The organism is Pseudomonas sp. SC3(2021), from assembly GCF_019856535.1.
Taxonomy (GTDB): domain Bacteria; phylum Pseudomonadota; class Gammaproteobacteria; order Pseudomonadales; family Pseudomonadaceae; genus Aquipseudomonas; species Aquipseudomonas monsensis.
Genome location: NZ_CP082236.1, coordinates 6,170,686 through 6,197,427 on the forward strand (window position 1 = coordinate 6,170,686; position 26,742 = coordinate 6,197,427).

At 60.4% G+C, this 26,742-nt stretch carries 27 protein-coding genes; 2 read left to right on the forward strand and 25 right to left on the reverse strand.

Annotated features, from left to right (window positions below):
- Window positions 1–222: 222 nt before the first annotated feature.
- Together K5Y35_RS27380 and K5Y35_RS27385 are read left to right on the forward strand one after the other, a co-directional pair.
- Window positions 223–2,919, forward strand: a complete 2,697-nt coding sequence (locus K5Y35_RS27380) for a hypothetical protein (RefSeq protein WP_222833411.1) — start codon at window positions 223–225, stop codon at window positions 2,917–2,919.
- 555 nt (window positions 2,920–3,474) lie between these two features.
- Window positions 3,475–3,834, forward strand: a complete 360-nt coding sequence (locus K5Y35_RS27385) for a DUF6124 family protein (protein ID WP_222833412.1) — start codon at window positions 3,475–3,477, stop codon at window positions 3,832–3,834.
- A gap of 231 nt (window positions 3,835–4,065) precedes the next feature.
- On the opposite strand, the gene flhB is transcribed toward K5Y35_RS27385, so the two are convergent.
- From flhB to K5Y35_RS27510, 25 genes are all read right to left on the reverse strand, one after another.
- A complete protein-coding gene (gene flhB, locus K5Y35_RS27390) occupies window positions 4,066–5,205 on the reverse strand; it encodes a flagellar biosynthesis protein FlhB (RefSeq protein WP_222833413.1) in 1,140 nt (379 codons plus the stop codon).
- Between the two features lie 3 nt (window positions 5,206–5,208).
- Complete coding sequence (fliR, locus tag K5Y35_RS27395; protein ID WP_222833414.1) at window positions 5,209–5,994, reverse strand: flagellar biosynthetic protein FliR; 786 nt, start codon at window positions 5,992–5,994, stop codon at window positions 5,209–5,211.
- Between the two features lie 3 nt (window positions 5,995–5,997).
- On the reverse strand, window positions 5,998–6,267 hold the full coding sequence (gene fliQ / locus K5Y35_RS27400; protein WP_123465775.1) for a flagellar biosynthesis protein FliQ: 270 nt from the start codon (window positions 6,265–6,267) through the stop codon (window positions 5,998–6,000).
- A complete protein-coding gene (gene fliP, locus K5Y35_RS27405) occupies window positions 6,264–7,022 on the reverse strand; it encodes a flagellar type III secretion system pore protein FliP (protein ID WP_123465773.1) in 759 nt (252 codons plus the stop codon). Before fliP ends, fliQ begins: the two co-directional genes overlap by 4 nt.
- The gene (gene fliO, locus K5Y35_RS27410) at window positions 7,022–7,471 is read right to left on the reverse strand and encodes a flagellar biosynthetic protein FliO (protein ID WP_222833415.1); all 450 of its coding nucleotides are present in this window, start codon (window positions 7,469–7,471) and stop codon (window positions 7,022–7,024) included. The genes fliP and fliO overlap by 1 nt, the downstream gene beginning before the upstream one ends.
- Entirely contained in the window at window positions 7,472–7,930 is a 459-nt protein-coding gene (gene fliN / locus K5Y35_RS27415) for a flagellar motor switch protein FliN (protein ID WP_123465769.1), read from the reverse strand.
- Between the two features lie 56 nt (window positions 7,931–7,986).
- Window positions 7,987–8,955: a flagellar motor switch protein FliM gene (gene fliM, locus K5Y35_RS27420; protein WP_003222890.1), complete on the reverse strand. Its 969-nt coding sequence runs from the start codon at window positions 8,953–8,955 to the stop codon at window positions 7,987–7,989.
- Between the two features lie 9 nt (window positions 8,956–8,964).
- Window positions 8,965–9,468: a flagellar basal body-associated protein FliL gene (gene fliL, locus K5Y35_RS27425; RefSeq protein ID WP_123465767.1), complete on the reverse strand. Its 504-nt coding sequence runs from the start codon at window positions 9,466–9,468 to the stop codon at window positions 8,965–8,967.
- Window positions 9,469–9,630: 162 nt separating this feature from the next.
- A complete protein-coding gene (locus tag K5Y35_RS27430) occupies window positions 9,631–10,989 on the reverse strand; it encodes a flagellar hook-length control protein FliK (protein WP_128615726.1) in 1,359 nt (452 codons plus the stop codon).
- A 106-nt stretch (window positions 10,990–11,095) separates the two neighbouring features.
- Complete coding sequence (locus K5Y35_RS27435; RefSeq protein WP_123465763.1) at window positions 11,096–11,443, reverse strand: Hpt domain-containing protein; 348 nt, start codon at window positions 11,441–11,443, stop codon at window positions 11,096–11,098.
- Window positions 11,444–11,474: 31 nt separating this feature from the next.
- Window positions 11,475–13,178, reverse strand: a complete 1,704-nt coding sequence (locus K5Y35_RS27440) for a fused response regulator/phosphatase (protein ID WP_222833416.1) — start codon at window positions 13,176–13,178, stop codon at window positions 11,475–11,477.
- Window positions 13,179–13,183: 5 nt separating this feature from the next.
- Window positions 13,184–13,489, reverse strand: coding sequence for an STAS domain-containing protein (locus K5Y35_RS27445; RefSeq protein ID WP_128615729.1), 306 nt, complete (start codon window positions 13,487–13,489; stop codon window positions 13,184–13,186).
- 95 nt (window positions 13,490–13,584) lie between these two features.
- Window positions 13,585–14,034 (reverse strand): flagellar export protein FliJ, encoded by a 450-nt coding sequence (fliJ, locus tag K5Y35_RS27450; RefSeq protein ID WP_123465757.1) that lies wholly within the window; start codon window positions 14,032–14,034, stop codon window positions 13,585–13,587.
- A 6-nt stretch (window positions 14,035–14,040) separates the two neighbouring features.
- A complete protein-coding gene (gene fliI, locus K5Y35_RS27455) occupies window positions 14,041–15,399 on the reverse strand; it encodes a flagellar protein export ATPase FliI (protein WP_123465755.1) in 1,359 nt (452 codons plus the stop codon).
- Window positions 15,389–16,192 carry a flagellar assembly protein FliH gene (gene fliH / locus K5Y35_RS27460; RefSeq protein WP_222833417.1) on the reverse strand — a complete coding sequence of 268 codons (804 nt, stop codon included), beginning with the start codon at window positions 16,190–16,192 and terminating at the stop codon, window positions 15,389–15,391. The genes fliI and fliH overlap by 11 nt, the downstream gene beginning before the upstream one ends.
- A gap of 4 nt (window positions 16,193–16,196) precedes the next feature.
- Complete coding sequence (gene fliG, locus K5Y35_RS27465; RefSeq protein WP_007920042.1) at window positions 16,197–17,216, reverse strand: flagellar motor switch protein FliG; 1,020 nt, start codon at window positions 17,214–17,216, stop codon at window positions 16,197–16,199.
- Window positions 17,209–18,996 (reverse strand): flagellar basal-body MS-ring/collar protein FliF, encoded by a 1,788-nt coding sequence (gene fliF / locus K5Y35_RS27470; protein ID WP_222833418.1) that lies wholly within the window; start codon window positions 18,994–18,996, stop codon window positions 17,209–17,211. Before fliF ends, fliG begins: the two co-directional genes overlap by 8 nt.
- Window positions 18,997–19,011: 15 nt before the next feature.
- Entirely contained in the window at window positions 19,012–19,341 is a 330-nt protein-coding gene (gene fliE, locus K5Y35_RS27475) for a flagellar hook-basal body complex protein FliE (protein WP_123465749.1), read from the reverse strand.
- 249 nt (window positions 19,342–19,590) lie between these two features.
- Complete coding sequence (locus K5Y35_RS27480) at window positions 19,591–20,982, reverse strand: sigma-54-dependent transcriptional regulator (protein ID WP_222833419.1); 1,392 nt, start codon at window positions 20,980–20,982, stop codon at window positions 19,591–19,593.
- 5 nt (window positions 20,983–20,987) lie between these two features.
- Window positions 20,988–22,181: a sensor histidine kinase gene (locus K5Y35_RS27485; RefSeq protein ID WP_222834504.1), complete on the reverse strand. Its 1,194-nt coding sequence runs from the start codon at window positions 22,179–22,181 to the stop codon at window positions 20,988–20,990.
- Between the two features lie 128 nt (window positions 22,182–22,309).
- The gene (locus K5Y35_RS27490; protein WP_003222863.1) at window positions 22,310–23,785 is read right to left on the reverse strand and encodes a sigma-54 dependent transcriptional regulator; all 1,476 of its coding nucleotides are present in this window, start codon (window positions 23,783–23,785) and stop codon (window positions 22,310–22,312) included.
- Window positions 23,786–23,957: 172 nt separating this feature from the next.
- The gene (locus K5Y35_RS27495; RefSeq protein WP_123465743.1) at window positions 23,958–24,254 is read right to left on the reverse strand and encodes a flagellar protein FliT; all 297 of its coding nucleotides are present in this window, start codon (window positions 24,252–24,254) and stop codon (window positions 23,958–23,960) included.
- A 10-nt stretch (window positions 24,255–24,264) separates the two neighbouring features.
- Window positions 24,265–24,660, reverse strand: coding sequence for a flagellar export chaperone FliS (fliS, locus tag K5Y35_RS27500; RefSeq protein ID WP_123465741.1), 396 nt, complete (start codon window positions 24,658–24,660; stop codon window positions 24,265–24,267).
- 129 nt (window positions 24,661–24,789) lie between these two features.
- Complete coding sequence (fliD, locus tag K5Y35_RS27505; protein WP_123465739.1) at window positions 24,790–26,220, reverse strand: flagellar filament capping protein FliD; 1,431 nt, start codon at window positions 26,218–26,220, stop codon at window positions 24,790–24,792.
- A gap of 82 nt (window positions 26,221–26,302) precedes the next feature.
- Window positions 26,303–26,668, reverse strand: a complete 366-nt coding sequence (locus K5Y35_RS27510) for a flagellar protein FlaG (protein WP_123465737.1) — start codon at window positions 26,666–26,668, stop codon at window positions 26,303–26,305.
- Window positions 26,669–26,742 lie beyond the last annotated feature (74 nt).

The window sequence follows — 26,742 nt, forward strand, 5'->3', positions numbered from 1 at the left end:
AAAGATCTCAGCCTTCGGCGACTCCTGCAAAAATCAGGAACTGCCGAAAGCTGCATCTTTTGCTGTTGAGGACTTACCCGATTCGAACCGGTCCGCTAACAGTTAGCCGCACTCTGACCACTCGTCGAAAACCCCAACGCACCTGTCAGATCTGACAGGTGCGCTTTCCCCCACAACGCGCTCTGATAACTCCTGCCCGCCCACCGTCCAGGAGCCGTAAACATGGCCACAGCCAAATCCAGCGACAACACCATATTGGCGCTATTCCCTCCTCACGCTCCAGACGCCACCACCCCGGTGGTCGGTGCTGTCTATGGTGTGCCCAAGCATGCCTACGACCTCAAGCCCATGGGCCTGACCATCGTCGTCGACCCGCCGCCAGACGACTTGCTGGAAGAAGGCGATGTCATTCGGCTGCGGCTCAACGGCGCCGATACCGAAGCCACAAAAACCGTCCTGGCTGGCGAAGAAAATTCCCGTCACACCCTGTACCTGCCCAAGGGCCTGCTGCTGACCGATCGCGTCAATACCCTCGTTTACACCATCACCCGCATCAGCCAGAACAAAGGCACCTCCACGCCGGAGCTGACCCTGCTGTACAACAGCATCCGCCCCGGCATCGAGGACCGCTCGCCCGGCGATAGCGCTCATTCGGAACTGCAACTGATCCTGCCCCAGGATGTGCTCGACGACGGCATCGACGCCGACCGCGCCAAACAGGGCGTGCAAGTGTGTTTCGCCTACCCTTACTGCCGCGCCTACGACCAGATCCGATTGAACTGCAACGGTCAGGATGTCACGCACACCGTGACCGCCGCCGAGGCCCCGCCCATTCCCTCGGCCGAGCCGACCAGGGTCTGCTTGATGGTCGACGAAGCGGTGTTCCTGAGCGCCGGGGACAACCCGAAGTTCATCTTTTCCTACACCGTCACCGACCAGCTCGGCAACGGGCCGGACACCGATTCGCCCTACTCCGGCACGGTGGAGGTCGATGTGCATCTTCGGGAAACCCGCCTGGCCGCCCCCGATCTGGCCGAGGATCCGGACGATCCGACCGACGATCCGAGCACCATCGATCTGGACAAACTCGCCGGCAAGGACCTGACCGTATTGGTCCACACCTTTGCTCCGTTGTGGCAACCCAACGATAAAATCCGCGTGAGCTACAGCGCCACCTCGTCGAACGGCACCGTTACCCTGCACAGCGTGGAACAGGACGTCGTGCGCATCCCGTTCACCTACAAACTGATGGTGCCCAACGCCAAAGTGATCGCCGGCAGTGTGGTGCGGGCGAAGTACGAATTGCTGAGAAATGGCAACGTCTTCGCCACTTCGAAAAATGCCGTGGCCGAAGTTACCGGCTCAGAGGCTATCGAGTTGTTGCCGCCGGTGCTGCTGAAGGCGGTGAATCCGATCGACGTTCTGGCGTATCCGCAGGGCGTGACCATTCAGGTCGAGTATTTAGAACACCTGCCAGGCGATAAAGCGCAGCTGGTGGAAGTTAACCCACCCGCAGGTGCACCAGGGTTTCCATTGGTGTCGTTCAACGCCAATAAACGCACCAACACCTTGTTGAGCCAGGCTTTTCTGACCGCACGACAAGGCAAGCCCCTGGTGTTTCGCTGGCACCTGAATCGCAATAACGCAGAGGTTGCCCAATCGCCTGAGCTGAACCTGAGCGTGTCGAAAATTACCGAGGGCGATGCACGTTTGCCGACGCCGGTGGTGGATGGCAAGACCGGCAATGAACTCGACATTCTGCTGTTGCTGCCCACCGCCCAGCTCACCGTTGCGACCTGGCCGCACGTCGAAGGTGAGCGGCTGTGGTTGCAGTACGAAGGCAAGGACAATCAGGACAAGACCGTGACCTTCGACGACCTTCGCGGTGAAGTGGGCGCGGGTGCGCCAGGCTTGAGCCGGGCGGTGCCACTGGCCTGGCTGAAAGGCTTGAAAGATGGCCGTGACTTGAAGGTGACGCTCAAGGTTAATTTTGACGGGGTGGCGAACGCGGCAACGGCGGTGGGGTTTCCGGTGCGCTCTTATACCGTCAAGGCAGGCGCCGACGTGCAACCAGTGATCACTCGGGCCGAAGACAGCCAAGGCGTGGAGATCCCGCAGGGAGGCACGACACGTGACACCACCGTAATCCTCACCGGCAGCGCAACCCCGGGTCAGACGGTGCAAATCTTCGACGGCGCCGCCGACAAGGGCGAAGCCAGCGCCGACCCGCTGAGCGGAATCTGGAGCCACAGGATCAACGGACTGACCGTCGCAGAGCACCCCTTCACCGCCAAGGCCTTGTACGGTTCAGGCCAGACATCGACCGTGCGCAGCCTGAAAGTCTCCGCGTTACCCGAGCTGATTATTGAAAAAACACCGGTGGTGCTCAGCGCCCGCAACTGGATCGCGGTGGGGGAAGAACTGCAGAAAATTCTGGTCGCCAATCCGACACCGCCGGTCGGCACCTACGCAGACCGATTTCCGCAGCAAGGCACCCCGCCCTATACCTACACGTCTGCCAATGAGGAGATTGCCGTTGCCAACCCAACCAACGGGCGGATTTCCGGGACGGGGAATGGCACGACGACCATTACCGTTGCGGATGCGAGTGGGGATGTGGTGGAGATTCAGGTGACGGTGAGTGATGTCAGGCGGATACATCGGTCGCCTACCATCCTTAACAGCCACCTGGACGCCATGGCTTGGCGGGAAACCAATGGATATGCCACGATCACAATCTTTGTCTTTTCAAAAGAAATAGAAAAGTTTTTCCCTGCCCAGTTGTCAACTGCTCCCTCAAACTCGATGTTATTCCATCTTGAATACAGCAACACTCTCTGTATGAATATGCGAGCGCAGCGTGAATGGAGCTTGGCGGGGACAAATTGGGATCTCTACGCTGTGGGGTTTAAACTTTGACCACATGCGGTATCAACGAAATCCCCAAAACCAATATCACAGCCAACTGATAGAAAAACGTAATTCCCCTCCCCCCGTTAAGGGCGTAGAGGGGAATTGATTAGGTAGCGGCAGACAAATCAAAGAGATCGCAGCCTTCGGTAACGCTTACATTGTTCTCTGTAGGAGATGCCGAAGGCGGCGATTTTTTGCATTTAAACCACTGCGTTTAAAAAACACCTTCAGACACACCTCCCAAGCTACAGAACCTTGCGCCTTTGCCTACAGCTACGCCAGAATCCGCCGACTTGTGCGCCTTGTGCCGGGTCTCTATCGTGGATCGGTCGCTGACGAATCAGCGATCGGGTTTAGCGATCCGACAACTTACAGACGCACCAGTGCCCAGTCTCAAACTGCAGTTTTTCGATCTGCACTTGATGTCATGGTGGCTGTGCGTGGGAGACCTTCGGGTCTACCCGGGGTTTCTGTGACCCGGATCGCTAACCTGCGTACAGCCGCCACCTTTACTTGTTTAGCGATGAGCCGTGGCGGCTAAATCAACCACGGAGCTTTACCATGATCAAACCAACACCCAACCCGCCCGAAACCGACACCACCTCCCCCTACGAATCCCTCGACTCAAAAAAACTCCACGAAGCCGCCGACCGCGCCCTCGATCACTACCTCTGCCCGCCCGGCTCCACCCCACTGCCACGCAGAAGCCGCGGGATGTACGCCGTCACCGCCGACTTCAAAAACGAAGAACTGCTGGTCGATGCCAGCGACACACTCGCTTCAGCCAGAACCATCGCCCATGACGCCGCCGCCCTGTTGCCGGTAGCGCAGCGCCGGACGCTGTTGGGGATTGCGCAACTGATCATGCTGAGTGAGCTGGCGGTGAACCGCGCGCTGGATAATCTGCAATTGCCCCAATAGCAGGGATCTGTGACCAGCCCCGAGCAAGGCGTTGTGGCCGCTGACGCCTTCGCGGGCAAGCCCGCTCCCACTGGTTCTGCGTGTAAATACAGGTTTGTGAGCAACACCGCCTCCTGTGGGAGCAGGCTTGCCCGCGATGACGGCCTCACAGCCAGCACAAGTCTTCAGGCATAAAAAAACCGCCGCCCGGTTCAATCGGGACGGCGGTTTTTTTGTTTCATCACGGCAGAGTCAGGAATCACGCCGCAGATCCGGCGGAATCGGCAAATCATCCTTGAGCGGGTCCGGGCGCTTGCCCTTGCCCGCACGGTGCTGGCGGATCTGGTAGACGTAGGCCAACACTTGAGCGACGGCCAGATACAGCCCGCCGGGGATTTCCTGCTCCAGCTCGGTGGAGTAGTAGATCGAACGCGCCAGGGCCGGCGATTCGAGGAGCATGACGTTGTTGGCCACGGCGATTTCGCGGATTTTCAGTGCGAGGAAGTCGCTGCCCTTGGCCAGCAGCACCGGTGCCCCGCCCTTCTCCGAGTCGTACTTGAGCGCCACGGCGTAGTGGGTCGGGTTGGTGATGACCACGTCGGCATCGGGAATCGCCGCCATCATCCGCCGCTGGGACATCTCGCGCTGCACCTGACGGATCCGCTGCTTGACCTCGGGCCGGCCTTCCTGGTCCTTGTGCTCGTCGCGCACTTCCTGCTTGGTCATCTTGAGCTTTTTCATGCTCTCCCAGATCTGCACCGGCACGTCCACCGCCGCGATCAGGATCAACCCGCAGGCCATCCACAATGTGCTCCAGCCGACCAGCAAGACGCTGTGAATGATCGCCTGGTCCAGCGGCTCATGGGCAATGCGCAGCAGGTCGTCGACGTCCGCCGACAACACCACGAGCGCCACCGCCAGCACGATGAAAAACTTCGCCAGCGCCTTGAGCAGCTCAACAATCGCCTTCATCGAAAACATGCGCTTGAGACCGGCGCCGGGGTTCATCCGGCTGAACTTGGGCGCCATGGAACCGGCGGCAAACAGCCAGCCACCGAGGGCGATCGGCCCCAGCAGTGCAGCGAGCAGCAAGGTGATCATGATCGGCTGAATCGCCACCAGGGCGATCTTCCCTGAATGCAGGAGAAAGGTGCCCATCGAGCGTTGATCCATGATCACTTCCCGCGACAGCGAGAAGTTCATGCGCATCAGCTCCATCAGTTCCTGCGCGAGCATGCCGCCGAAAATCAGCAGGCCACCGGCGCCGGCCAGCATCACCGCGAGGGTGTTGAGCTCTTTGGAGCGCGCAACCTCACCCTTTTCACGGGAATCCTTTTTGCGTTTCTCCGTGGGGTCTTCTGTTTTGTCCTGACCGCTTTCGCTCTCAGCCATGACTCAGCGCGCCTGTGCCAGTTCGCGTAAAAACTGCAGAGCCTCGGCGGCCAGCGGTTGATACTGATTGAGAATGTCCGCCAGACCGACCCAGACGATGAACAGGCCGAGCACCAGGGTCAGCGGGAAACCGATGGAGAAGATGTTCAGTTGCGGCGCCGCGCGGGTCATGACGCCAAAGGCGATGTTGACCACCAGCAGCGCCGTGATCGCCGGCAAGACCAGCAACAGCGCCGCCCCCAGGACCCAGCCGAGTTTGCCGGCCAGCTCCCAGTAATGTGCGCTCATCAGACCGCTGCCGACCGGCAGCGTGGTGAAACTCTCGGTGAGGACTTCGAACACCACCAGGTGGCCGTTCATCGACAGGAACAGCAAGGTCACCAGCATGGTGAAGAACTGCCCGATCACCGCCACCGACACGCCGTTGGTGGGGTCGACCATCGAGGCGAACCCCATGCCCATCTGGATCGCGACAATCTGCCCGGCCACCACAAAGGCCTGGAAAAACAGTTGCAGGGAAAAGCCGAGAATCGCGCCGATCAGAATCTGCTCGGCAATCAGCAGCAAGCCGCTCAGGTCCAGCGCATTGACCGCCGGCATGGGCGGCAGGTTGGGCGCGATCACCACAGTAATGGCCATGGCGAAGTACAGCCGAATGCGCTTCGGCACCAGGGTCGTGCCGAACACCGGCATGACCATCAGCACCGCGCCGACGCGAAACAGCGGCAACATGAATGTCGCCACCCAGGTACTGATCTGGGTGTCGGTCAGCTGAAGCAACGATTGCATGGCTTAGCCAATGACCATCGGGATGTTGTGGTACAGCTGGATGATGTATTCCATGAAAGTCTGCACCAGCCACGGGCCGGCGACGATCAGCGTTACCAGCATCACCAGCAGTCGCGGCAGGAAACTCAGGGTCTGTTCGTTGATCTGCGTGGCGGCCTGGAACATTGCCACCAGCAGGCCGACCAACAGGCTCGGAATCACCAGCACCGCGACCATCAGCGTGGTCAGCCACAATGCTTCGCGGAAAATGTCGACCGCAACTTCAGGGGTCATGGCGAGACACCGCCGAAGCTGCTCGCCAGGGTGCCGATAATCAGCGCCCAACCATCCACCAGGACAAACAGCATGATCTTGAACGGCAGGGAAATGATCAGCGGCGAGAGCATCATCATCCCCATCGCCATCAGCACACTGGCCACGACCAGGTCGATGATCAGGAACGGAATGAAGATCATGAAGCCGATCTGGAACGCGGTTTTAAGCTCCGAGGTGACGAAGGCCGGCACCAGAATAGTCAGCGGCGCCTGATCCGGCGTGGCGATATCAGTGCGCTTGGACAAGCGCATGAACAGCTCCAGATCGCTGCTGCGCGTCTGGGCGAGCATGAAGTCCTTGATCGGCACCTGGGCCTTTTCCACTGCCTGTTGCGCAGTGAGTTTTTCCGCCAGGTACGGCTGCAGCGCATCGTTGTTCACCCGATCGAACACCGGGGCCATGATGAACAGCGTCAGAAACAGCGCCATGCCGGTGAGGATCTGGTTCGACGGCGTCTGTTGCAGGCCGAGGGCCTGACGCAGGATCGAGAAGACAATGATGATCCGGGTGAAACTGGTCATCAGCATGACGAACGCCGGAATGAAGCTCAGCGCGGTCATGATCAGCAGGATCTGCAGACTGACCGAATACTCCTGCGCGCCGTCGGCGTTGGTGCCCAGCGTGATCGCCGGGATCGACAACGGATCGGCGGCGAACGCCAGCGGCGCGGCCAGCAACAGGGCCAGCGTCAAGACGATGCGTAGCGCACCCATTACTTCTTATCCTTTTGATCCTTGCCGAGCATCTTCAACAGATGCTGGGCAAACTCCGGAGTGGCTTTCTCGCTGGTCGCCGGCACCGGCACCGGCTCCTTGAGCACGTGCAGCGCGGTGATGGTGCCGGGGCTCAGGCCGAGCAGAATCTGTTCGTTGCCGACCTGCACCAGCATCAGCCGGTCACGCGGCCCGAGGGCGCGCGAACCGATCAGTTCGATCACCTGGCCCTTGCCGGCAGGACCGGCCTGCTGCACACGGCGCAACAGCCAGGCGAGGAAAAAGATCAGCCCCAGCACCAACAACAAGCCGAACACCAGTTGCGTCAGTTGCCCGGCCACACCGCTGTTGACCGCCGGTGCAGCGGCTGCGGCGACAGGTGCGGCGGCCGGTTCCGCCGCCAGCACGCTCAATGGCAACGCCAGCAACGCCCAGAGAAACCGTTTCACTCAGCGCAGCTTCTTGATGCGTTCGCTTGGGCTGATCACGTCGGTCAGGCGGATGCCGAACTTCTCGTTGACCACCACCACTTCGCCGTGCGCAATCAGCGTACCGTTGACCAGTACGTCCAATGGCTCACCGGCCAGACGATCGAGTTCGATCACCGACCCCTGGTTCAGTTGCAGCAGGTTGCGGATGTTGATGTCGGTGCTGCCGACTTCCATCGAGATCGACACCGGAATGTCGAGGATCACGTCCAGGTTCGGACCGTCCAGCGTCACTGGATCGTTGTTCTTCGGCACGCTGCCGAACTCTTCCATCGGCAGACGGTTGGAGCTGGCCGTACCGGCGTCAGCGGCCAGCAGTGCGTCGATGTCAGCCTGGCTGCCATCACCGGTCTCTTCCAGGGCCGCAGCCCATTCATCAGCCAGTGCCTGATCGTCCTGGGCGTTCATATCGTCGTTCATCATTTGTCCTCGGCGGGCAACAATTCAGTTAAATGCGTGGGAATAAGAGCGGCGCGTCAGCGACGCTCGATCGGCTCGATCACCTGCAACGCGAGGTTGCCTTTGTGCGAGCCCATCTTGACCTTGAAGGCCGGTACGCCGTTGGCGCGCATGATCATGTCTTCCGGCATTTCCACCGGGATCACATCCCCCGGCTGCATGTGCAGGATGTCGCGCAGCTTCAACTGACGGCGGGCCACGGTGGCGCCGATCGGTACGTCGACATCGAGCACGTCCTGACGCAGGGCGTTGACCCAGCGCTCGTCCTGATCGTCGAGGTCCGACTGGAAACCGGCGTCGAGCATTTCGCGCACCGGCTCGATCATCGAGTACGGCATGGTCACGTGCAGGTCACCGCCACCGCCATCGAGTTCGATGTGGAAGGTGGAGACCACAATCGCTTCGCTCGGGCCGACGATGTTGGCCATGGCCGGGTTCACTTCCGAGTTGATGTACTCGAAGTTGACTTCCATGATCGCCTGCCAGGCTTCTTTCAAGTCGACGAACGCCTGCTCCAGCACCATGCGCACTACGCGCAGTTCGGTCGGGGTGAATTCACGCCCTTCGATCTTGGCGTGACGGCCGTCGCCGCCGAAGAAGTTGTCCACCAGTTTGAACACCAGTTTGGCGTCGAGGATGAACAGTGCGGTGCCGCGCAGCGGTTTGATCTTGACCAGGTTGAGGCTGGTCGGCACGTACAGCGAGTGCACGTATTCGCCAAACTTCATCACCTGGACGCCACCGACGGCAACGTCTGCCGAGCGGCGCAGCATGTTGAACATGCTGATGCGGGTGTAACGGGCAAAACGCTCGTTGATCATTTCCAGAGTCGGCATGCGTCCACGGACGATGCGATCCTGGCTGGTCAGGTCGTAGCTTTTGACACTGCCGGGTTCGGCAGCGTTATCGGTCTGTACCAGACCATCGTCGACACCATGCAACAGCGCGTCGATTTCATCCTGGGACAGCAGATCCTGCACGGCCATGTCGTGTTCCTACTGCAGTACGAAATTAGTGAAAAGCAACTGTTCGATCACCACTTTGCCCAGCTCTTTCTGCGCCACTTCCTGGACGCTGGCTGTGGCCTTCTGGCGCAGCATCTCCTGGCCGACCGGGGTCGCCAGTGTGGCGAAATCCTGACCGGAGAAGAGCATTACCAGGTTGTTGCGGATCACCGGCATGTGCACTTTGAGCGCTTCGAGATCAGCCTGATTACGCGCCAGCATGGTGATGCTCACCTGCATGTAGCGCTGACGGCCGTTCTGGTTGAAGTTGGCGACAAACGCCGGCGCCATCGGCTCGAAGATCGCCGGCTGCTTGCCGACCGGCGCGGCTTCGGCCGCTGCGGCAGGTTTGCTCTGAGCACTGTGCATGAAGTACCAGGTTGCGCCCACGGACACACCGATCGCCAGCAGCAGAGCCACCACGATCAGGATGATCATCTTGAGTTTGCCTTTGGTCGCGGGGTCTTTTACAGCTGCTGCTTCGCTCTTCGCCATGCCAATAATCCGTCACTAATCGGGTTTTCACAGTCGCACCGCAAGGCAAGAGCAAGTGTTATGCCAGAAGTGTCGGAGCACAGGACGAGAGGGAATGGTGAATCGATGCAAGCGCCTGTGGGAGCTGGCTTGCCAGCCCCCACAGATTTCAGGGAGGGTGTATCAGGCGTAATAGTCGACGGCGCTGGAGCCAATCACGCTGGTGGTTTGAGCAGCCGCTTCCGCCACAGCCGCCGGCGTCAATTCTTCTTCAGCCGAGTCCAGACGACCACCCGCAGCGCTGGTGCGCCCAGTCTGGCCCTGCTGCGCCTGCTCCTGGCCTTGACCCTGCCAGCCACGCCCCTGATCGGACACGTTGACGTCGACCTGACCCATGCCCTGCTGGGTGAACATGTCGCGCAGGCGATGCATCTGCCCGTCCAGCGCTTCACGCACACTTGGGTGCGCGCTCATGAACGTCACTTGCGTCTGCTGATCCGGCACCATGTTTACGCGGATATCCAGACGCCCCAGTTCCGCGGGCTGCAATTGAATGTCCGCCGCCTTCAGGTTGGCGCTCGACAGGTACATGACGCGGTTGACCACTTCTTCGGTCCAACCGCTCTGATGCATGGCGATCGGCTGGTTCACCGGAACGGCGTTCGCGGTCTTCGGCGTCGCCGCCTGGGTCAGCGCCGCCAGACGGTTGGCGAAGTCATCGACACGAGTATCGCTGGTGGCGGCTTTCAGGTCTTTGAGGCCATCTTCGATCAGCCCGCTGAATGCTTTTTCGCCACCCTGGCTGGTGCTGTCCTTGTCGGCCTGCACGTCGAGCATGCTGGCCATGCCAGCGGCGAAGTTCTGCGCCGAAGTCAGCTCGCCATCAGCCTGCGCCTGCGCAGGCGTGGCTTTCGGCTGGGCCTGGCTGGCGGCGGAAATGTGCCCGCCCTGCTCCATCGCCATGCGGACGACGGGCAATGCATCGAGCGGATCGGCTTCTGGATCAAAAGCACTGTCGGGCGCCGGGTCTTTGACCGCATTCGGCAAGACCGCCACCGCCGGCGCTTCGCTGGCTGCCGGTGCCGGCGTTGCAACCACTGGCGCCTGCACGACGGGCGGCGTCACCGCCGGCTGCACGGCGACGGCCAGCGCCGGATCCAGTGTCGGATCCACTGGCGCGGTATCGGCCACCGGCGTTTGCGCAGTATCGCGGGTGTCGTCGCTGGCGCTCTGGTCGTCACTCGCCGCCGGCTTGTCGGCAGGCAACGCTTTGCCGCTATCGGCAACCGGCGGTTGCGGGGCGGCAGACTGGTCTTGGCCGACGTCCTTTTTGCCGCTGTTATCGGCCGTCTTGTCCCGCGCTGGTTTCGCCGGGTTGTCGGCGCTCACGGCGGGCTTGGCAGGGGCCTGATCGGCGAATACCTGAGCGAAGCTCGAAGCCTTGTCCCCGGCGTCTGCGGCCGTCGCCGGCGCTTTGGACGAGGCGGCTTGCGCCTTGGCCTGAGCGGCGGTCTGAAGAAGAATATTGGGGGTCGCAGGCATAACACGGTCTCCGCTGCACTGGGATCGTAGGTACAGTTGGACGAGATAACTGCAAGTGCCGGGCCAGTTTCACCCGACACTCGATAAAAGCGCCGGACGGCGGCTTTCAGTGGGTCAGTGCGTGTTGCCGCTCGTCTTCATAAACCGGGCGTACTTCGCAGAACTCGCTGCTGATATCAGCGACCAGCCTGGCAATTTCCGAGGGGCTCTTGTCTTTGGCCTCGGCCTCCAGCTCATGACAGAGTTCTGCCAGGCGCACAGCGCCCATGTTGCTGGCGCTGCCCTTGAAACTGTGGGCAACCTCGGACAACACCTTGGCATCAGCGGTCTTTTGCAGCTCATGCAAGCGACTTTCGGAATCGGCCAGAAAGGTATCCAGCAGTTCCGGATAGCCGTCCTCCATGACTTCGCGCAACAGGCTCAAGGCCTCGCGATCCACATGTTTGTCAGTCACTTGTTCACTCCTTGATCAAGAATTGCGCCGATTATGCCTGAACCTCCCAGAAAAACTCCACGCGGGCACTACGACCTTCGTCCGACCAACTGGCGTTATGCCCCAATTGCCGGACCAGGCTGACACCTCGCCCCGACAGACGGACGCCGTCGAGGGGGCGCTCCATGATCCGGGCCACATCGAAACCCTTGCCACTGTCTTCGACCCGAATGATCAGACGACCACCCTCGCCGTGCGGCAACACCTGCAAATGTACGCGCACGAAGCCTTCCTGCAACGCCTCCAGCCTCGCGTTGCGCTGCTGGTAATAACGAGCAAAACCCTCGGCGTCGCGCTTGAGGCTGGAATCGAGCCCGAGCACACCGTGTTCCAGCGCATTGGAATACAGTTCGGCAAGCACGCTGTACAGCGCACCGCTTTGCGCCCGCAAGCCATGCACCTCCAGAAGCAGTTGCAAAAGATAGGGCAAAGGATTGAAGCGCTGGAGCGTGGCGCCGCGAAACTCGAAGCTCACCGACCAGTCCAGCGGGCAGGATTGACCGCTGTCGGAATACACCGGAGCCGGCAGACGAACCTGTGCCGGCGCCAGCAGACTGACCTCGACCATGCTCACATCGTCACGTGCCTCACCACGAAAATCGCGCAGCGCCTGCTCGATATCGTCAAACAGCCGATCAGGCTCACGACTGGCGGCGAACACCCGCTGCAAGCGTTCGACGCCGAACAACTGATCGTTGGCATCACTGGTGTCGATGACTCCATCGGAGAGCAGAAACACCCGATCACCGACCGCCATCGAGTGCACTTCCGTACGATCGTCAAACGCCTGCGGACTCAGCACCCCCAACGGCAAATGACGCGCAGCCAGCGGCTCACGCTCGCCCGTGGCAATCCGGTGCAGATACCCGTCGGGCATGCCGCCGTTCCACACCTCCACCGAGCGACGCTGAAAACTCAGGCACAACAATGTCGCGCAGCAGAACATGTCCACCGGCAGGATGCGTTTGAGCTTGGCATTCATTTCGCGCAGGGTTTCGGCCAGGCCATAGCCTTTGGCGGTCATGCCGTAGAACACTTCGGCCAGAGGCATCGCGCCCACCGCCGCCGGCAGACCGTGGCCGGTAAAATCGCCGAGCAGGACGTGCATGTCCCCGGCCGGCGTGTACGCGGCCAGCAACAGATCGCCATTGAACAGCGCATAAGGCGATTGCAGGTAGCGGATGTTCGGTGCGCTCAGGCAGCCGGAATGCGCGACCTTGTCGAACACCGCTTTGGCCACGCGCTGTTCGTTAAGCAGGTAATCGTGGTGTCGGGCGATCAGGTCGCGCTGTTGCAGGACCGTAGCCTGCAAGCGGCGCAAGCGATCCATCGCCTTGATTTTGGCGGCAAGAATCACCTGATTGTAAGGCTTCGCCAGAAAATCGTCGCCACCGGCCTCCAGACAACGCGCCAGCGCCTCGCTTTCGGTGAGCGAGGTCAGAAAGATGATCGGCACCAGGGTTTCCCCGGCCAGCACCTTGATCTGCTGTGCCGCCTGAAACCCATCCATCACCGGCATCATCGCGTCCATCAGCACCAGGTGCGGTTGCTGCTGACGGAATACTTCAACCGCTTCGGCGCCGTTGGCTGCCGTCAGCACTTCATGACCCTGACGGCGAACGATGGTCGACAACAGCAAGCGATCGGCAGCACTGTCTTCGGCGATCAGGATGGTCAGCGGCTCTTGCGCCTGCATGACGGTCAACTGATGTCGAACAGTTTGTCGAAATTGGAGATGGCGAGGATCTTGCGCACGTCGGAGTTGCTGTTGACGACCCGTACATCAGAGTGATCGCCGCCGGCGTGATCGCGCAGCAAAAGCAGCATGCCCAGCGCCGAGCTGTCGAGATAGGTGGCCTCTTTGAGGTCAACCACAATGGACCCGGGTTTTTTTTCAACCCTCTCGTAGGCTTCGCGAAACTCCTGGTGCCGGCCGAAATCGAAACGCCCCCTGACCGAGATCGTCAGTTTTTTTCCATCCGCAGAGACTTCTGTAACGACTGACATTGACTGGCTTCCTTGTCATTGACGAACGTGTACAAGGTTTAGCACTTGGACAGGTTTGGGGCAAGGCTGGAGGCCGGATCAAATGGGGGCGCGATTTAAAACGAATCATGGCGTGGCAAGCGCTGGGCCAGTTCGTCCAGCAGCTTCTGCTCGCGCTTGTCCTCGGCCCGCTGCGCCTCTTCGCGATAACGCTGCACCAGCTTGCGCAAACCTTCGACGCGGGCGAAGGCCTGTTGCCAGGCCTCACGGGCCTTCTCGAGGTTGTTCTGGTGCCAGACCAGACTCTGGCGCTGCTGATCGACGGCGGTGTCGAGTTGCGCGAGAAAGCCTTGAAAGCCCAGCAGCCATTGCCCGGTTACCCCGGTGCTGCCGCGCACGATCCATTGCTCGGAATAATCCAGACGAAAGGCGTGGAGGTCGGCGAGCTTGCTTTGCGCCACTTTCACCTGCCCCTGGAAATACCCCAGGCGCTGCACGGCGGCTTTCTCGGCCTTCTCGGCCATGTCCACCACCGGCGCCAGTCGCGCGGCTCGACTCAGGGCCATGATCGGTTAACCGCCGGGAGCCGGGGCGAAGAGCGAAGCCAGATGGTTTTCACTGGAGCCCAGGTTAACGTTGTCGTTGAGCCCCTGGCGCAAGTACATCGTCATGGCCGGATGCAGATTGATCGCCGTGTCGGTTTCGCGGTCACCCCCGGCCACGTAAGCGCCGACGCTGATCAGGTCGCGACTCTGCTGATAGCGCGACCAGTATTGCTTGAACATCTGCGCATGGTTCATGTGCTTGATGCCGACCACCGCCGGCATTACCCGGCTGATCGACGCTTCAATGTCGATGGCCGGGTAATGACCTTCTTCGGCCAGACGCCGGGACAGCACGATGTGGCCGTCGAGCACACCCCGCGCCGAGTCGGCAATCGGGTCCTGCTGGTCATCGCCCTCGGACAATACGGTGTAGAACGCGGTGATCGAGCCGCCACCCTTCTCCGCATTACCCGCACGCTCCACCAGTTTCGGCAGTTTGGCGAACACCGAGGGCGGATAGCCCTTGGTCGCCGGCGGCTCGCCAATGGCCAGGGCGATTTCCCGCTGGGCCTGGGCGAAACGGGTCAGCGAGTCCATCAGCAACAGGACGTTCTTGCCCTTGTCGCGGAAATACTCGGCGATTCGCGTGCAGTACATCGCCGCACGCAGACGCATCAACGGCGCATCGTCCGCAGGAGATGCGACGACCACAGAGCGCTTGAGACCTTCTTCACCGAGAATGTGCTCGATGAACTCTTTAACTTCTCGACCCCGCTCACCGATCAGCCCGACGACGATGATGTCGGCCTCGGTGAAGCGGGTCATCATGCCCAGCAGCACGGATTTACCGACACCGGTACCGGCGAACAGGCCCAGACGCTGGCCCCGACCGACCGTCAACAAACCGTTGATGCAACGGATGCCGACGTCCAGCGGCACGCTGATCGGATCACGGTTGAGCGGGTTGATCGTCGGGCCATCCATCGGCACCCAGTCTTCGGCCTTCATGCTGCCCTTGCCGTCCAGCGCACGACCGGCGCCGTCGAGTACGCGGCCGAGCATGCTCATGCCCATCGGCAAACGCCCGGCGTCGGCCAGTGGCACCACGCGGGCGCCCGGGGCAATACCGGCAACACTGCCGACCGGCATCAGAAAGACTTTGTTGCCGGAGAAACCCATGACTTCCGCTTCCACCTGGGACGGGTGGTAAGTGTCGTCATTGATCACCATGCAGCGGGTGCCCATGGCAGCGCGCAGGCCTTCGGCCTCCAGCGTCAGGCCGACCATGCGCAGCAGGCGGCCTTCAAGGATCGGCGCACCGGCAATTTCGGTGGCTTCGGCGTAGGTACTCAGGCGCTTGGCGAAACTGGTGCGTTCAAGGCGCATCGGCGGTGTCCGCGAGCGGCGCGTCAGGGCTGACGGCCGGTTTAGCGTCCTCGGGAATATCCAGACTCAAATCGGCTGCGGCCGGGTGCAGGGCCTGTTCGTGCAACTGATCGAACAGTTTGGCCATGACCTGACTGACCCGCGACTCGATGCTTGCGTCGATGCGACTGTGCTCGGTTTCGACCCGGCAGCCGCCCGGCAGCAGCGTTTCGTCTTCGACGATGCGCCAGGTTTCTTCATGGCGTTCGCGCAGGGCTTTGACCTGGGCGAAGTCCTGCGGATTTACGTACAGGCGCACGTTTTCCACGCCCAGCGGCAACAGCTTGAGGGCATCGCGCATGACCTGTTCGATCTGGCTCGAGTCGATGGCCAGTTCGCGCCTGATCACTTGTCGGGTGATGTGCTGAACGAGGTCGACCAGAGATTTTTCGATCTGCGTGTCCTGCTCGGCAATCGGTTCGAACAGGTGGCTCATCAGTTGCTCGAGGCTGGCGATTTTCGCCGCCAGCGCGACTTCAGCTTCCTGACGCACCTTCAGCGTGGTGCTGTGAAAGCCTTCTTTTTCGCCGATGGCGAAGCCCTCGTTGTAAGCCTCCTGACGGATGCTCTCGAGTTCTTCCAAGGTCAGTGGCTGGACTTCTTCCAGCGGCACTTCTTCCATTTCCGGCGGTTCGGGCTCCGGCTCCGGCTCGGGTTCCGGTGCCGGCGGATCGAAGCTGGGCATGGTCCAGGATTCGAAACCGCGAACATCCCGGGCACGGATCAGATCCGTTACATCGTCATGCTTATCCATGGGCTTAGATCATTTCCTCGCCGCCCTTGCCACCGAGCACGATCTCGCCGGCTTCGGCCATACGACGGGCAATGGTGAGGATTTCTTTCTGCGCGGTTTCCACGTCGCTGACGCGCACCGGGCCTTTGGCCTCGAGATCGTCGCGCAACAGTTCGGCCGCACGCTTGGACATGTTCTTGAAGATCTTCTCTTTGACGCCTTCGTCGGAACCCTTGAGGGCCAGCACCAGGACATCGGAAGAGACTTCGCGCAACAGCGCCTGAATGCCGCGATCGTCGACGTCGGCGAGGTTGTTGAACACGAACATGAGGTCTTCGATCTGACCGGACAGGTCTTCGTCGACTTCGCGGATCGAATCCATGAGCTGGCCTTCGATCGAGCTGTCGAGGAAGTTCATGATGTCTGCCGCACGCTTGATGCCACCCAGGGTGGTGCGCGAAGCATTCGAGTTGCCGGAGAACTGCTTCTCGAGAATCTGGTTCAGCTCTTTCAACGCGGCTGGCTGCACGGTGTTCAACGACGAGACGCGCAGGATGATGTCCAGACGCACTTTGTGGTCGAAGTTGCCGAGCACTTCACCGGCCTGATCCGGGTCGAGGTACGCAACCACGATGGCCTGGATCTGCGGGTGCTCGTAGCGGATCACGTCGGCAACGGCGCGTGGCTCCATCCATTTCAGGCTGTCGAGGCCGCTGGTGTTGCCACCGAGCAGGATGCGGTCGATCAGGCCGTTGGCCTTGTCTTCACCCAGAGCCTGGGTGAGCATTTTGCGCACGTAATCGTCGGAGCCGACGCCGAGGCTGGTCTGGTCGCCGACGATGTCGACGAACTCGCTCATGACCTGCTCGACCTGCTCGCGATGGACGTTGCCCATCTGCGCCATGGCCACGCCGACGCGCTGAACCTCTTTCGGGCCCATGTGACGCAGCACTTGTGCGGCATCGGTCGAACCCAGGGACAGCAGCAGAATCGCGGCTTTGTCGACCTTGTTCAGTTTGACGGTAGCGGCTCGGTTATCACTCATCTGCGTTAATCCACTCTTTCACGACCTGAGCCACGCGACCCGGATCTTCGGCCACCAGACTCTTGATTGCATTCAGCTGCGCGTCATAACCCTCGCTCGGGCTCGGCAACAGAATGCTCTGCGGACCACCGAGGCTCACGCGGTCGTTGGCCAGTTCGCCGTCCAGGCCGCCCATGCCACCGAGTTCCACGTCGCTGCCCAGACCGGCCAGCTCCTTGCCTTTGCCACCGCCAGTGATGTTGTTCAACACCGGACGCAGCACACCAAACACCAGCACCAGGATGAACAACACGCCCAGCACTTGTTTGACGATGTCCCAGAACCATGGCTGGGAGTAGAACGGAATATCGGCGACCACTTCGCCGCGCTCGGCGGAGAACGGCATGTTGATCACGCTGACGCTGTCACCACGGCTGGCATCGAAACCGACGGCGTCCTGCACCAGACGGGTGAAGCGCGCCAATTCGTCGGCGCTCCACGGCGCACGGCTGGTTTCACCGTTGGCCGGGTTGATCTTGACCTGATCGTCGACCACCACCGACACCGACAGACGATTCAGGCGACCCTGCTGCTGTTTGGTGTGGCTGATGGAACGGTCAAGCTCGAAGTTCTTGGTGGATTGTTGACGCTTGTCCGCCGGGTACGGTGCAAGCATAGGCTGGCCGGTGGCCGGGTCCATGATTTGCTGACCGTTGGCATCGACCAGTGGCTGACCGGGTTGAATCATGCCGGCCGGCGCTGCGGTGCCACCGGTGGTTTGCGGCGCCGAGGCTGGCGACGGCGGCTGGTTGCTCAGGGCACCCGGCACACCTTGCGGGCCATTGCTGGCGGTGCGTTGTTCGTTGACCGACTGCTCGCTGCGCAACGCCGGCTGATCCGGGTTGAACTGCTCGGCGGTCGACTCGACGGCACTGAAATCGACATCGGCCGACACTTCAGCCTTGTAGCGATCATTGCCCAGTACCGGTTGCAGAATGTTGTGCACGCGCTGGGTGAGCATGCTTTCCATGCGGCGGCTGTAATCGAACTGCTTGCCGGCCATGGTCATTTCGGAGTTTTCCGCCTGATCGGAGAGCAGGTTGCCCTTCTGATCGACGACGGTGATCTGCGATTTGCTCAGTTCAGGGACGGACGTGGCCACCAGGTTGATGATCGCGACCACCTGCCCCGGCTCCAGCGAACGGCCACTGTACAGTTCAACCAGAACCGAAGCACTTGGCTTGCGCTCATCACGCACGAACACCGAGCTCTTCGGAATCGCCAGGTGCACGCGGGCACCCTTGACGTTGTTCAGACTGGAAATGGTGCGCGCCAATTCGCCTTCGAGGCCGCGACGGTAGCGGGTGGCTTCCATGAACTGGCTGGTACCCAGACCCTGTTCCTTGTCGAGGATTTCGAAACCGATGTTGCCGTCGCTGGGAGTGACACCAGCGGCCGCGAGTTTCATCCGCGCACGGGACAGGTCGTCGGCCTTGACCAGCAAGGCGCCGGAGTTCGGCTCGACGGTGTAGGGAATATCGGCGGAGGCCAGGGTGTCCATGACCTGCTTGGCGTCCATGCCGGCAAGGCTGCCGTACAACGGACGGTAATCCGGCTGCTGCGACCACAGCACCACGGCAAAGCCAATCGCCACGCTCGCAGCCAGGCCGACCAACAGGCCCACCTGACGCAGCATGGTCATCTCGGAGAGGTTTTCCAGGAAGGACAGGCCGAACAGCGGCGGTTTGCCGTCTATCGGGGTGGCCTTGGCCGGAACGTTATCGGCGACTGCTTCTGCCATGACTCAATCTCGTCCTTAAACCGGCATCTGCATGATGTCTTGATAGGCTTGAACCAGTTTGTTGCGCACCTGGGTCAGAGCCTGGAACGACACGCTGGCTTTCTGCGAAGAAATCATCACGTCCGTCAGATCGACGCCGCTTTTGCCGATTTCAAATGCGTTGGCCAACTGGGTCGACGCCTGCTGGGTATCGTTCACTTTGTTGATGGCCTGACCGAGCATGTCGGAAAAGCTGCTACCTGCCAGTTCAGGGACGGCGGCAGTCGATTTCGGCGCAGACATGGCATCCATTTGCATGGCCTTCATGTCCATCATCAACCGATTAAATTCAATACCTTGGCTCATGGTCTACTCTCTTGGGCGGCCCGCAATTTTTTGACACTCACTCGGCGGGTACACAGGTGTTAGCAACAAGGGTGCCAGCTCGGCTGACCTGTTTCATAAAAGCCGTTCCGGGCTCCCGGCCAGCGCTGAATCACCGTAACGACCGTGGGAGGCGACTTGCTCCCGAAGCTGGCAGGTCAATCACATCATCCGTGAATGACCCAGCGCTTTCGGGAACAAGCCCCCTCCCACATTTGCCAGCGTCAACTTTCAGGTGGCGAACAGATAACCTTCGACGTCCATCCCGGCATCGCGCATTTGCGCCAGTTTGTAGCGCAGGGTGCGCGGACTGATGCCGAGCTTTTCCGCCGCTTCCTTGCGCCGCCCGCGCTCACTGCGCAGGGTGTCGATGATCATCTGGAACTCGCGGCGACGCAGGTCATCACCCAGCGCGCCGGCCGAATCCGCTTCGATTTCAACTTCACGCACCACGCCCGGCGTCGGCGCCGATACCGGCAACGCGGCGAATGTCACCGGCCCTGCCAGACAGAAATCCTGCGGCTGAATCAGGCCGCCCTGTTGCAGGATCAGCGCACGCTGAATGGCGTTATCCAGTTCGCGCACGTTGCCCGGCCACGCGTAGCCCGTCAGGCACGCCTGCGCCGCGGGTGAAAGTTTCGCTGCAGCATGCTTCATTTTATTGACGTGTTTGGCCAGCAAGCGCTCCGCCAGCGGCAAGATATCGGCAGTGCGCTCACGAAGTGGACGCCAGGCCAACGGGAAAACCGACAGACGGTAATAAAGGTCTTCGCGGAACCGCCCCGCCGCCACTTCGCCCGCCAGATCGCGGTTGGTGGTGGCGACCACACGGATGTCGAGACTGATCGGTTTGCGCGCACCGACCCGCTCCACTTCGCGCTCCTGCAACACGCGCAGCAACTTGGCTTGCAGGCCGAGGGGCATTTCAGAGATTTCGTCGAGCAACAGCGTGCCGCCATCGGCCTGCTCGAACTTGCCCGCTTGCGCTGCGATGGCGCCGGTGAACGACCCCTTCTCATGACCGAATAATGTCGCTTCGAGCATGTTGTCCGGGATGGCCGCGCAATTGATCGCAATGAAGGGCTGACTGGCGCGATGGGATTGCTGGTGAATGTAGCGCGCCAGCACCTCCTTGCCAGTGCCGGACTCGCCAGAGATCAGCACCGTGGAATCGCTGCGCGCCACCCGCGCGGCCAGTTCCAGCAACTGCGCGCTGGCAGGTTCGACCGCGATCGGACCTTCGGCGTCGCTGGCACCGAGGCTGCCCAAAGCATGCCGGGCGACCAGGTCAAGCAAGGCCTTGGGCTCGAACGGTTTGACCAGATAATCCGCCGCCCCCTGGCGCATCGCATCCACCGCACGCTCGACAGCGCCGTGGGCGGTCATCAGCAATACCGGCAGTTGCGGCTGCCGGGCCCGCAACAGTGCGAGCAATTGATGGCCATCCATGCCGGGCATGTTGACGTCGCTGAGCACCAGGCTGAACGCTTCACGCGCCACCGCCGTCAACGCTTCTTCAGCGCTACCGACGGCCTGGTAATCGTGGCCGGCCAGCAACAGCGTATCGGCCAGCGCCTCGCGCAACGAGCGGTCATCCTCGACCAGCAAAACCTTGATGCCCATGACCTTCACTCAGCTCCCTGTCCAGCGGAAAACAGCGGCAGAATCACCTGCGCGCACGTGCCGCGCCCGACCCGCGAACGCATCTGCAATTCTCCCTGATGTGCCCGGGCGACTGCCTTGACCACGGTCAGGCCGAGGCCGGTGCCGGTGACTTTGGTCGTGAAAAACGGCTCGCCAAGCCGCTCGAGCACAACCGGATCAATACCGCTGCCACTGTCGCTGACGCACAAACGCAGGGTGTTGTCGCGGGTGTAGCAGTGCACTTTCAGGCGCACGTTGCCGTCACTGGCCTGAATCGCGTTTTCAATCAGGTTCAAAATGGAGCCGACCAGCGTGTCGCGGTTGCACAGCAACTCGCCGACATGGCTGTCGCATTGCCAGCGAACGGGCAAGTCCTGCACATGGGTCAACGCCGCGGCTTGCAGCGACTGCATCAAGGCATTGGGGGTGATGCGATCGGTCAGCGGCAGCTCGCCACGGGCGAACACCAGCATGTCGCGCACCTGATGCTCCAGCTCATGCAAGCGCTCCTTGAGACGCCCGGCAAAGCGCTGCTGGGTGGCGACCGGCAGTTCCTGTTCGGTCAAATGACTGGCGTAGAGCAACGCTGCGGAAAGCGGTGTGCGGATCTGATGGGCCAGCGAGGCGACCATGCGCCCCAGCGAAGACAGGCGCTCGTGACGCGCCAGTTGATCTTGCAGGTGACGGGTTTCTGTCAGGTCATTGAGCAGCACCAACTGCCCCGGCTCGGCATCCAGGGAGCGGGTGGCAATCGACAGGCGTCGACCGTTTTTCAGGGAGATTTCATGACCGTCGTCTTCACGCGGGGCGAAGCAACGGGTGATGACGTGACGCCACAACTCGCCTTCCAGCGGAAGCCCGAGCAGGTCGATGGCCGCCGGGTTGGCCTCACGGACGATGCCATGGCCGTCAATCACGATAACGCCACCCGGCAACAGATCAAGAAGGTGTTGCAGGCGGTTGGCCAGACGCTCTTTTTCCGCCAGTTCCTGCATGCGCTGGGCACTGACCACGGCCAGTTCACCCTTGAGCTCGGTGACCCGCGCTTCGAGCATGCTGTAGGAATCGGTCAGTTGGCTGGACATCTGATTGAACAAGGCGAACGCCTGCTCAAGACCCTGTCGGCTGGCCTGCTCTACGGAGGACGGCAGCCCCTCGGAGCTGGAGGCAGAAGACATCTGGGCGGCTTGGGGCATTGTGCTCTCTCGCTTGGCTGACCGTCAGTTAAACGGAACGTTGCGAGGGATGTAGCAATACCCGTGCCTAAAAAAAACTGCTTATAAATGAGGTGCTTGAAAAACAGGCGTCAATCATCTGCCTGTTCATCGCCTTCCCGCCGGCTCATGCCGTACTTGCGCATCTTTTCCACCAGCGTGGTACGACGAATGCGCAGGCGTTCGGCCGCACGCGCCACAATGCCGTTGGCATCGTCCAGCGCCTGCTGGATCAGGCCCTGTTCCAGACCACCGAGGTAGTCCTTCAGGTCCAGGCCTTCCGGCGGCAACATGGCATTGGCGGTGAAGTCCGGGGTATGGCCGTTGATGGCCACGCGCTCTTCGAGATCGCTGCGCAGGCTGTCGACCATCTGCTCGTCTTCGTCATCGACGTAGCGGAATTTCTTCGGCAACTCGACCACGCCGATCACCCCGTAGGGATGCATGATCGCCATGCGCTCGACCAGGTTGGCCAGTTCGCGGACGTTGCCCGGCCAGCCGTGACGGCACAGCGACATGATCGCCGCGGAGTTGAAGCGGATCGAACCGCGCTTCTCGTGCTCCATGCGCGAGATCAGTTCGTTCATCAGCAACGGGATATCTTCGACGCGCTCACGCAGCGGCGCCATCTCGATCGGGAACACGTTGAGGCGATAGTAGAGGTCTTCGCGGAAGGTGCCGATCTCGATCATGCTTTCGAGATTCTTGTGGGTCGCCGCGATGATGCGCACGTCGACACTCTGGGTCTTGTTGCTGCCCACGCGCTCGAAGGTACGCTCCTGCAGCACGCGCAGCAGCTTGACCTGCATCGGCAACGGCATGTCGCCGATTTCGTCGAGGAACAGCGTACCGCCGTTGGCCAGCTCGAAACGCCCGGCACGGCTGGTGATCGCGCCGGTGAAGGCGCCCTTCTCATGACCGAACAGTTCGCTTTCCAGCAGCTCTGCCGGGATCGCCCCGCAGTTGACCGGGACGAACGGCGCGTCGCGGCGCTTGGAATGGTAATGCAGGTTGCGCGCGACCACTTCCTTGCCGGTACCGGACTCGCCCAGGATCAGCACGCTGGCGTCGGTGTCAGCCACTTGCTGCATCATCTGCCGGACGTGTTGAATCGCCCGGCTGGTGCCGACGAGGCTGCGGAACAGATTGGGTTCGCGATGCCGGCCGCGCTCGCGGGCCTGGTCGTACATTTCGCGATAGACCTGGGCGCGATGCAGGGAGTCGAGCAACTTGCTGTAGCTGGGCGGCATTTCGAGGGTCGACAGCACGCGGCGACGCTGGTCTTCAGGCAGGTCAACGGAAGAATTATCACCCATTAACAAAACCGGAAGGAACTCATCCCATGTCGAGAGTGTCTTTAACAAGCCCAAAAGCGCACCAGGAGCATTCACCGTCCCGATCAGTACGCAAATGACTTCACGACTTGATGACAAAGAGCCGACAGCCTGCTGCCAGTCATGGCTGCCGCAGGGCAAATTTTCTTCGCCAAGAAAATTCAAGATCACCGCCAGGTCGCGGCGGCGGACGCTATCGTCATCAATCAGCAGAATTTTGGTTTCACGCCACATGCAATAGCAACTTCCCTAGTCAACTCAATGCCCGAAAAATGGGGCAAGCGAGACGCTTGCAGGACACCATGTGCCTGTAGACGCCTGAAATCTGAAAACAGCCACTAGTTAAGTCAAAAAACCGTGCACAGTCAAATTTATGGCGCACATGTCTGGATTAACTGGGGGTTAATTAACCAAACAGATGGTAAACCTTTGCCGCGTTCTGCGCTTGGGTGATCTGCGACATCTCATCGACTATCGCCTGCCGCTCACCGGTCGCTGCATCCAGCAACCGCTTGTAAACCCCGAGCAACTCCTCAAGGTTGTCGCGCAACGCGGCCTCGTCCACCGAAGCTTCACTCAAGACGTCTTCCATGCAGGAACGGCAAGCCATGTCCAGCTCGCTGATGGCTTCCCAGTTGCGCTCGGCCAGAGCACCGACCAGAGCCTCGCGGGTTTCTTCGATTCGCTGCAATACAAGACTCATGGTGATCTCCTTAAAACTGTGGAGCCGGCGTGCCGATGGCATCCCAGCCGTCCTTGACCGTACGCAGCAGGTCAGCGACTTCGTCGAGGATCTTTGGATCGGTCTTGGCGTTGGCTTCGGTCAGACGCTTCATCATGTATTCGTAGAGATTAGCCAATTCGCCAACCTGTTCCGACCGATTCTCCAGATCAAGCCCTTCAAGCAGACCACCGATGATGCCGATGGCTTTGCCGATCAGGATGCCCTTGTTCGGGATGTCCTTGCGCTCCATGGCGCCTTTGGCCTGAGCGATACGATCAAGACCGCCCTCCATCAGCATCTGCACCAGGCGGTGCGGGCTGGCTTCGGAAGTCTGGGCCTGAGCGCCAATCTTCTGGTATTGGCGAAGGGCTAACATCGGATTCATGTTCTACCTCATCAAAATTTCTATGGTACGCATATCAAGGGTATCGACGACGCGTCAAAAAACTTTAGATTCAAATGCAAAAAGCCCGGAGCGTAGAAAAACGCTGCCGGGCTTTTGGCGTTTCAGGCCTTAGCCTTTCTGTTGAGCGGTCAACGCCTCGAACATCGACGTGATGTTGCTGGCGGTGGCCTTCAGCTTGCCGACAAGGGTGTCCATGTCGTTGTACTTTTTGGTCAGTACAGCGGTCAGGGTTTCGATACGACGATCGAGCGCAGCCTGATCATTGGTCAGTTTGGTCTTGGTCTTGTTCAGACTGGTGGTGCGCTGATCCAGAATCCCACCAGTAGTGGAGAACGGCGTAATCGCTTTTTGCATGCGCTTGAGCAGACCGTTGTCAGAACCCAACTCGCCAACGAACATCTTCTGGACTTCGCCACCCAGTTTCTTGTCATTCATGGCAGCGGTGAACTTGGTGCTGTCAAAAGTGAGCGCACCGGTTTTCTGATCGGTGGTAATGCCCAGTTGCGCCAGAACGGTCAGCTTGTCGCCCGAACCGGTTTGCGACAGCGGTTCGCGGATGGCCGACAGGATCGAACGCGGCAAGGCGTCGCCAGTCAGAGCCGCCGCAACGGTCGGCTTGCCATCATCGTCCAGGGAAGGCTTGGTCAGCGCAGTAATGCCGTTGGCCAGAGCATTGTAGGCATCGACGAACTTCTGAATGGAAGCCTTCAAACCATCGTTGTTGCTGGCGACGGTGACAGTGGAGGTACCGGTCGCTACCAGATTCAAGGTCAGGCCGGAAACAGCCTTGTCGACGGTATTGCTCTTGCTGGTCAGGGCCATGCCGTCGATGGTGAATTCGGCATCGATCGCCAGAGCACCAATGGAACCGGCGGACGTCGCCGTCATCGGCGAACCGCTGGTACCGATCACCGTGCCACCATTGATGGCCAGCTCGGAAATTCCGCTGACGGAAATGTCGGAACCCGCACCCGTGGTAGTAGAACCCAGTACCAGACGCGAACCAAAGGAGTCAGTGACGATGTTGGCACTGATGCCTGCGCTCTTGAGCTTGTCGTCACCGTTGATCGAGTCGCGCACCGATTGCAGTGTCGCCCCAGCCTTGATGTCGAGGTTGTATGTGCCAGTACCCTGCTTGATGGTCAGCGTGCCAGCCGTAATCGGACTGGTGTTACCACCTGCAAAAGCGGCACTGGCGACCTTCGAGGAGGTGGCCAGCTTGCCGACGGTCACAACGTAGTTACCATTGACCGCCGTGTTGCCGGCAGTGGCGCCGAGGATCTTTGGATCAGAAGAGGTTGCAGCAAAACCCGGAAACTGCGGATTGGAGAGACTGCCCAGATCCGTCAAGGTCTGGGTGAAAGCCGTCATCAGCGACTTCAAGGTACCAATACCGGAAATGCTTGCGGTGTTGGTCGCAGTCCCACGGTCGATCTGACCTTGCTTGGCCGCTTTGTCAGCGTTTACCAGAGCTTTGACGATAGCACCGGTATCAAGGCCGGAGCCTAAACCCGTGCCCGGTAGAATTGGACTTGCCATGTGGAACTCCCTTCAGTGTGTCGCCGGCCTTTTGACCACTACAACGCCCAAAAGAACATAGCAACAAAATTCGTGCCAGTTGTCAGACTTTTGCGCTGAACAACAGGCTGCTTGCATCATTCAAACTGTTCGCCAGCTTCAGAACCTCTTCGTTAGGGATCTGACGGATCACCTCACCGGATTCACTGGCAATCACTTTGACTACAACTTTGCCTGAAGGCTCATCTATCGAGAACTCCAGGTTACGCTTGACCGACTGCACAAACTTTTCGATTTCCTGGACGGCCATCTTCAGCTTGTCTTGATCGGTCTGCTCGTTTTTACTTTCTTCCTTGACGGCAGCTACTGGAGCAACCACCGGGCGAGGTTTCTCCGCAGGCTTGTCGGCAACAGTCGTCGCCTGCTTGGCCGCAGGATAAGACAAGTTCAGCTTGGCGCTCATATCCATGTCCATCACCTCTTAAAAAAGTAAAAAGCGAGAGAGCGCGACAAGCGCACTCCCCCGCCAAAACTCATCAGCTA